6 protein-coding genes are annotated in these 7913 nt (G+C 74.1%); 3 read left to right on the forward strand and 3 right to left on the reverse strand.

Going from position 1 to position 7913, the window contains the following annotated elements; genetic code table 11:
- Position 1: 1 nt before the first annotated feature.
- Positions 2-2056, reverse strand: a complete 2055-nt coding sequence (locus ACWGH1_RS32250; RefSeq protein ID WP_453355548.1) for a thioredoxin domain-containing protein — start codon at positions 2054-2056, stop codon at positions 2-4.
- A 260-nt stretch (positions 2057-2316) separates the two neighbouring features.
- Between ACWGH1_RS32250 and ACWGH1_RS32255 the strand changes: the two genes are divergently transcribed.
- Positions 2317-5541: a tetratricopeptide repeat protein gene (locus ACWGH1_RS32255; protein ID WP_453409240.1), complete on the forward strand. Its 3225-nt coding sequence runs from the start codon at positions 2317-2319 to the stop codon at positions 5539-5541.
- A 36-nt stretch (positions 5542-5577) separates the two neighbouring features.
- Here the strand turns inward: ACWGH1_RS32255 and ACWGH1_RS32260 are convergent, their stop codons facing one another.
- Complete coding sequence (locus ACWGH1_RS32260; protein ID WP_453409241.1) at positions 5578-5799, reverse strand: hypothetical protein; 222 nt, start codon at positions 5797-5799, stop codon at positions 5578-5580.
- Positions 5800-5801: 2 nt separating this feature from the next.
- A complete protein-coding gene (gene mca / locus ACWGH1_RS32265) occupies positions 5802-6683 on the reverse strand; it encodes a mycothiol conjugate amidase Mca (RefSeq protein WP_453357454.1) in 882 nt (293 codons plus the stop codon).
- A 133-nt stretch (positions 6684-6816) separates the two neighbouring features.
- Here mca and ACWGH1_RS32270 point away from each other — a divergent pair, with 133 nt between their 5' ends.
- Positions 6817-7227: a DUF4307 domain-containing protein gene (locus ACWGH1_RS32270; RefSeq protein WP_453357455.1), complete on the forward strand. Its 411-nt coding sequence runs from the start codon at positions 6817-6819 to the stop codon at positions 7225-7227.
- 147 nt (positions 7228-7374) lie between these two features.
- On the forward strand, positions 7375-7872 hold the full coding sequence (gene greA / locus ACWGH1_RS32275) for a transcription elongation factor GreA (protein ID WP_361310152.1): 498 nt from the start codon (positions 7375-7377) through the stop codon (positions 7870-7872).
- Positions 7873-7913 lie beyond the last annotated feature (41 nt).

Raw genomic sequence — 7913 nt, forward strand, 5'->3', positions numbered from 1 at the left:
CTCAGGAGGTGACCGAGCCCAACTGCGCGGCGAGCTCGGCCGGTTCCGTCGTGGGCCGGGAGCAGACGAAGTGCCGGCAGACGTACGCGGTCGGCCGGTCCTCGACCAGCGCGCGGTCGGCCAGGAGCGGGAACTCGCCGCCGCTGCCGTCCGCCCCGCGCGGCAGGCCCACCGCCACCACCGCCCCCGGAGCGGTGCCCAGCAGCGCCGTGCGGTGCAGCTCGGCCGTCGCCGGGTCCTCCGCGTGCCCGACGACGGCCACCTCGCGCGGGCCGTCCAGCAGCGCCTCGGCGACCGCGAGCCCGTGTCCGATGAACCGCGGGACGCGCGGCCCGAGGGCGTGCACCACCCCCAGCGCCCGTTCGGCCGCCGTGCGGTGCGCCTCGGAACCGGTGTGCGCGGCGTACGACAGGAGCGCCCCGGCGGCGGCGGTCCAGCCGGAGGGCGCCGCGGTGTCCGTGGGGTCCTGGGGCCGCCGGATCAGCTGCTCGGCATCGTGCGCGGTGTCGTACAGGGAGCCGTCCTCGGCGGTGAACCGGTCCAGCACCAGGTCGAGGAGGAACCCGGCGAACTCCAGCCAGACCCCTTCGCCGGTGACGGCGCCCAGCGCCAGGAAGCCCTCCGCGACGTCGCCGTAGTCCTCCAGGACCCCCGCGTTGTTGCCCACCCGGCCGTCCTTGCTGGTCCGCGCCAGCCGGGCCTTGCCGTCCATGTGCACCCGGACCAGCAGGTCGGCGGCCTCGGTGGCCCGCTCGATCAGGTCGGGCCGCCCGAAGTACGCCCCGCACTCGGCGAGCGCCGCGACGGCCAGCCCGTTCCAGGCGGCGACCACCTTGTCGTCCCGGCCCGGCGCGGGACGCCCGGCCCGCGCCGCGAGCAGCCGCTCCCTGATAGCGGCCGCCTTCGACGCGTCCAGGACGGGCCCGTCCTGCGGCAGCCTCAGCACGGAGGTGCCGTGCTCGAAGTTGCCCTCGTCGCCCACCCCGAAGTACACGGCGGCCAGCAGCCCGTCGTCCTCGCCGAGCACCTCGGTCAGCTGCGCGGGGGTCCAGGCGTAGTACGCGCCCTCCACGTGCTCGCCGGTGGCCGGGTCCTCGCTGTCCGCGTCGAGCGCGGAGGCGAAGCCGCCCTCGCGGGTGCGCAGCTCGCGGACCATGAAGTCGGCGGTCTCCAGCGCCACGCGCCGGGCGAGGTCCGACCCGGTGGCCCGCCACAGGTGCGCGTACACCCGGCACAGGAGCGCGTTGTCGTAGAGCATCTTCTCGAAGTGGGGCACCACCCAGTCCCGGTCCACCGAGTACCGGGCGAACCCGCCGCCCAACTGGTCGTAGATCCCGCCGCGGGCCATGGCCTCGCAGGTGTCGGCCGCCATCTGCAGGGCGCCCTCGGAGCCGGTGCGGGCGTGGTGGCGCAGCAGGAACTCCAGCACCATGGACGGCGGGAACTTCGGCGCCCCGCCGAACCCGCCGCGGGTGGCGTCGTACTCCCGGGTCAGCGCGAGCAGCGCCTGCGCCAGCTCCTCGGGACCGGGCGCGCCGGCCTTGCCGTAGTCGAGCTTGCGTCCGGCGAGGTCCCGCACGACGCGCTGCGCGACATCGGCCACCTCCTCGCGGCGCCCGTCCCAGGCGGCGTACACGCCTTCGAGGACCTGCGTGAAGGAGGGCATCCCGTGCCGCGGCTCGGGCGGGTAGTAGGTGCCGAAGTAGAACGGCTCGGCGTCGGGGGTCATGAACACCGTCATGGGCCAGCCGCCCTGCCCGGTGGCGGCCTGTACGGCCTCCATGTAGACGGCGTCGACGTCGGGCCGCTCCTCGCGGTCGACCTTGATGTTCACGAAGTGCTCGTTCATGTACGCGGCGGTCGGCTCGTCCTCGAACGATTCGTTGGCCATGACATGACACCAATGGCAACTCGCATAGCCGACGCTCAGCAGCACCGGCACGCCCCGCTCCCGCGCCTCCGCGAACGCCTCCGGGGACCAGGGCCACCAGTCGACGGGATTGTCTGCGTGCTGGAGCAGGTACGGCGAGGTCTCGTTCGCGAGGCGGTTCGACATGGGACCCATCCTGCCGCAAGCGGCGCCGACCGCCCGGTGACCGGGCCCTCGGACCGCCGTTTCGGGGACCCCTCGGCCGTCGGGAGCCCGTGGTCGGCCCGCGTGGACGGAGCGGCGCGGCCGGGCCCGGACCGCGCATATATGCGTCGTGGGGGGTGGTGGATTGTCAACTCCCTCTGAACTAGCTCAGATTCCTCGCGCTCGCGGGGGTCCGGCAGGACACTTGGGGCTCCTTGGCGGAGCTCTCTGAGGGGATGCCGATGCGGGACAGCCATCGCGGTGAGGCCGAGCGACTGTTGGAGCGGGCCGTGGCGGAGGAGGTGCGGCGGGCGCCGGTGGACGGGGCGGCGCTGCTCGCGCGCGGCCGGGAGGCGCTGGAGCAGATCGCGGCGGCCGCCGCCGAGGAGTACGAGGCGTACGTCCGGGCCCTGGACGAGGCGGCGGCCGGGGAGGAGTCGCTGGCCGAGGCGTTCCGGCGGGCCAACACCTCCACCGCCCTGCTGGTGACCGGCGTCGCCGCGGCGGCCGCCGCCGGAGCGGACCTGGCCTTCGGCGTGGCGGCCGGTACGGCCCTCAGCGCGGGCCTGGTCGCGGGCGTCGCCGGGGCCGCGGCGACGGTGGCCAAGGTGACGGCCCTGCACCTGCCGGCCGCGAACCGGCGGGCCGGGGTGCTGGGGCGGCCGGGCGGCGCCGAGCAGCTGCGGCTCCACTGGCTGTCGGTGCTGGAGGTGCGCGGGATCCGGCCCTTCCTGGAGCAGCAGCGGCTGGTGGCCGCGGCGGTGCGGGCCGGCTCCCGCGGCCCGGGCGGGGCGGCCGGCGGTGTCGTCGGCCTGGCCAAGCAGCCCGCCGGCGGGACCGGGCCCGCGCTGCGCGGTGCGGACCGCAGCGCGCAGGCCCGTCGGCGCAGCGCGCTGGAGCAGTCCTTCGGGCAGCTCCCGCAGCCGGAGGCGGTGTTCGCGGGGCGGCGGGCGGAGCTGGCCCGGATCGTGCAGTGGGTCCAGGCGGCCCGGGCCGGCACCGAGACCCGGCCGGTGGTGGTGGTGCTGCACGGCGAGCCGGGTTCGGGCCGCACCGCCCTGGCCCTGCGTGCGGCGCACGCGCTGCGGGACCAGTTCCGCGGAGCGTGCGTGGTGGACCTGCGGGGCGGGGCGGCCGAGGCGGGCCAGGCCCCGCTGCCGACCCGCGAGGCGCTGCTGCACCTGCTGAACCGGCTCGGCGCCCCGCGCGAGCAGCTGCTGTTCCGCGAGGGCGCGTCGGCGGAGCAGCAGGTGCGGCGCCTGGGCGAGCTGTACCACCAGCACCTACGGGGGCAGCCGGTGACGGTGGTCCTGGACGACGCGGTGGACCCGGCGCAGGTCCGCACGCTGGTGCCGGAGCGCTCCGAGAGCCTGGTGCTGGTGACGGCGTCCGGCCCGCTGGAGCTGCCGGCGGACCTCGCGGCGTGGGTGCACCAGCTGCCGGTGCCGCGGCTGGCCCCGCCGGAGGCCGCCGAGCTGGTCCGGGCGGCGGCCGGGGCCGCGGGTGGGGCTCCGTACGACGAGGAGACGGAGGGGGCCCTGCTGGAACTCGGCGCCGGGCTGCCGCTCGCGCTGCGGGTGCTGGCCCCGCTGGGCGAGGTTCCGGGACCCGGCGCCGGGCTCGAAGCGGCGCTGGCGTCGGCGTACGAACGGCTGCCCGAGGAGCGGCGACGGCTGCTGCGGCTGCTCACCCTGGCGGGGCGCGCCTCGCTCGGCCCGTCGGCGGCGGCCGCGCTGATCGACGCCGACCCGGTGGAGGCCGGGCGGCTGCTGCGCGAACTGGCGGACGCGGGGCTGCTGGACCACGTACGCGGGGAGCGGTACCGGATGCACGACGCCGTGCGCGCGTACGCGGCGGCGCGGCTCGCGGCGGACGAGGACCGGGTGCAGTCGGCGGCCGCGCACGAGCGGCTGATCCGCAACTACGCGCACCTCGCCGACTCGGTGATCCGGATGGTCGACGGGAAGATGTCGACGCGGGCCCACCACTTCGGCGGCCACGGCTTCGCCTCCCTGGACGCCGCGCTGCGCTGGCTGGACGACGAGTCGAGCTTCATCACGGCGGCGCTGCGGCACTCCGAGGACGTGGACCAGCAGGCGGTACTGGACCTGCTGGGCGCGCTCTGCGATTTCTGCCTGCTGCGCGGGGACCTCTACCGGCTCGGGGAGATCAACGAGCTGGCGCGGACCGTGGAGGGCGCCCGGCCCGGTCCGGACGGGCGGCTGGCGCGCTCGGTGCAGTGGCGCACCGGGATCGCGGCGCGCCAGCTCGGCGACCTGGACAAGGCCCGCACCACCCTGACGTCGGTGGTCGACCAGTACATGGAGGCCAGGCAGGAGGCGGGCGCGGCGATGGCGCTGGTCTCGCTCGGCATCACGCTGCACCACCAGGGCAACCTGCCGGAGGCGGCCGCGCGGCTGCGCGAGGCGCTGACCTTGCAGGAGGCGGACGACCTGGCGGGCGACCGCGCGTGGGGCCTGCACGCGCTGGCGGCGGTGGAGCGGGACCGGGGGCTGCTCGCGGAGGCGCTGAGCCTGCTGGAGCGGTCCCTGGTGCTGCACCGGGACAGCGAGAGCGTGCACGGCGAGGCGTGGGCGCACTTCCAGCTCGGGCAGGTGTACCTGCGGCTGGGCGAGGCGGAGCGGGCCCAGGCCGAGCTGGACCTGGCCCTGGAGCTGTACGGGCGCACCCGCGACGACCGCGGCGAGGCGTGGGCGCTGACCCAGCTGGGGCGGGCCCGGGTCTTCGCCGGGGAGCCGGAGCCGGCGCTGGAGCGGCTGCGGGACGCGCTGGCCCGCCACCGGCTGGCGGAGGACGCGCGGGGCGAGGCGTGGACGCTGTACTACCTGGGGCAGGCGCTGGAGGAGGGCGGCGAGCGGGACGCGGCGGTGCGGGAGCTGGAGCGGGCCCGGGCGATGTTCTCGCGGATGCGGGACGTGTACGGGCTGGCGCACGCCCGGCACCACTCGGGCCGGGTGACCCGCGATCAGCGGGCGGCGCGGACGGGGAACCTGCGCAACTCCGGCTACGCCCGGCAGCTGTTGGTGGACGCGCGGGCGGACTTCCGGCGGATCGGCCTGGCGCACGGCGAGGCGTGGACGTGCCTGGAGCTGGCGGTCGTGGACGCGGGCAACGACCGGGTGCCGCAGGCACTGGACCTGTGCGAGGACGCGGCGCGGCTGTTCGTCTCGTACGGGGACCTGCGCGGCGAGGACTGGGCCCGGTTCCTGCGCTGCACGCTGCTGCCGTACGCGGTCCCGGCGGACCCGCAGGACGCGGCGGCGGAACTGGCCCGGCTGGCGGCGGCCCCGCATCCGCTGCGGGACGGCCGGCTGGCGGACTGCCTGGACTCCTACGCGGTGATCCTGGGCCGGGGCGTGGACCCGGCGGAGGGCTGGCAGGCGTGGCGGCTGGGCCTGGTGCCGAACCTGCACTCCCGTGAGGTCATGGGCGTGCGGGTGCCGTGACCCCGCCGGGGCGGGGTCACGGCGGCCGCGCGGCAGCTACGGCTTGCGGGGTTCCGGGGCGGAGGCGGCCGGCTCGGGCGCCTCCTGGAAGTCGACCCGGCCCATGTGCCGGCTCATGGACTTCATCAGGCCCCACACCCCGAGGGCGAGGGCGGCGAACACGATGAAGCCCAGGAGCCCGGGCGTCACCTTGTTCTTGTCGAAGGTGTCGGCGGCCAGCGGAAGGAGCTGGGTGACTGCTGCCTGCGTAGCGCTCATAGCTACGCATTCTCCCGGATGCCCGCGAAGAGGTCGGACTCGGGGAGGGAAGTGTCCACGAGCGACTTCGCCAGCTCGTACTCCTCGGTGGGCCAGACCTCCTTCTGGAGGTCCATCGGGACGCGGAACCAGCCGCCGTCGGGGTCGATCTGGGTGGCGTGTGCGATGAGGGCCTTGTCGCGGATCTCGAAGAAGTCGGCGCAGGGGACGTGGGTGGTCAGCGTCCGCTCCTTGCGCTCGAACTCCTTCCAGCGCTCCAGCCACTCCCCGTACGGGGACTCCAGGCCCCGCGCGAGCAGTGCCTCGTGCAGGGCGATGGTGCGCGGCTTGTTGAAGCCCTGGTTGTAGTAGAGCTTCTGCGGCTGGTAGGCGGGGCCGAACTCGGCCTCGGGGAACTTCTCGGTGTCGGCCGCGCCGTCGAAGGCGACCATCGTGACCTTGTGGGTCATGATGTGGTCGGGGTGCGGGTACCCGCCGTTCTCGTCGTAGGTGGTGATCACCTGCGGCCGGAAGGTGCGGATCTTCCGCACCAGCCGGCCGGCCGCCTCGTCGACGTCCGCGAGTGCGAAGCAGCCCTCGGGCAGCGGCGGCAGCGGGTCGCCCTCGGGCAGCCCGGAGTCGACGTAGCCGAGCCACTCCTGCTCGATGCCGAGGATCTCGCGCGCCTCGTCCATCTCCTTGGCGCGCACCTCGTGGATGTGTTCCTCGATGTACTTGTCACCCTGGAGCTTGGGGTTCAGGATCGAGCCGCGCTCGCCACCGGTGCAGGTCACGACGAGGACGGGCACCCCCTCGGACACGTACTTGGCCATGGTGGCCGCGCCCTTGCTCGACTCGTCGTCGGGGTGGGCGTGGACGGCCATCAGTCGAAGCTGCTCGGTCAAGACAGGATCCTCTGTGATTCGTCAGGGCGAAGGCTTCTATAGTGACCGAATCGGGGGACGGAAAATTCCTGGGGTGGGATCCGGCGGCGGAGCCGCTGCCCGGCCCGCTGGGCCCTCTCGAAAGGATCGGTCGATGAGCACGGTGCGCGAGGGACTGCCCGAGGGCCGGTACGGCCGTTCGGCGGACGAGCGGGCGGACCGGAAGCTCAAGATCGTCGGCTCGGTGCTCGGGGTCGCGCTGCTGGGCGTGGTCGGCTGGATCGGCTGGGACTACGTCGCCGGGCAGAGCGTCAGCGCCGAGGTGATCAAGTTCCAGATCGTCTCGGCGAGCGAGGTGAAGGTCCACCTGGAGGTCCGCAAGGACGCCTCCGTCACCGGGGTGTGCACCCTCAGCTCGCAGGACAAGGACCACGGCGAGGTCGGCCGGGCCGATTTCACCTTCGCGCAGCGCGACACGCGCGTGGACGAGGTCGTCTCGCTCAAGACCACGGGGCGCGCGACGATGGTGGAGCTGGTGGGCTGCCAGGCGGCTGCCGCACGCTGATCCGGCCGGTGCGCGGTGGCTCCGTGACTGGCGATGACGCACTTCATACGGAAGGTGTCCTCCCCCTTTTCTTCCCGAATTGTTAGGCTCGTGGTTTCGTCCGCCGCTGGCGGCTTTGTAGTCCCCCTGTACCGACGAGGAGCACCCGTGACCCAGACGAGCGAGAGCGTCACCTGGCTGACCCAGGCGGCGTACGACCAGCTGAAGGCGGAGCTGGACTACCTCTCTGGTCCTGCCCGCACGGAGATCGCGGCGAAGATCGCGGCGGCGCGCGAGGAGGGCGACCTCCGGGAGAACGGCGGCTACCACGCGGCCAAGGAGGAGCAGGGCAAGCAGGAGCTGCGCGTGCGCCAGCTGACGCAGCTGCTGGAGAACGCCAAGGTCGGCACCGCCCCCGCCTCCGACGGCGTGGTGGCTCCGGGCACCCTCGTGAAGATCGCCTTCGACGGCGACGAGGACGACACCATGGAGTTCCTGCTGGCCTCGCGCGAGTACGCGTCCTCGGACTTCGAGACGTACTCCCCGCAGTCCCCGCTGGGCATGGGCGTGATGGGCAAGACGATCGGCGAGAACGCCGAGTACGAGCTGCCGAACGGCAAGAAGGCAGCCGTCAAGATCCTCGACGTCAAGCCGTTCACCGGCTGATCACCCCCTTTCATACGCGTGGACGCCCGGCCGGGACATCC

It is taken from the genome of Streptomyces sp. NPDC054883, assembly GCF_053610645.1.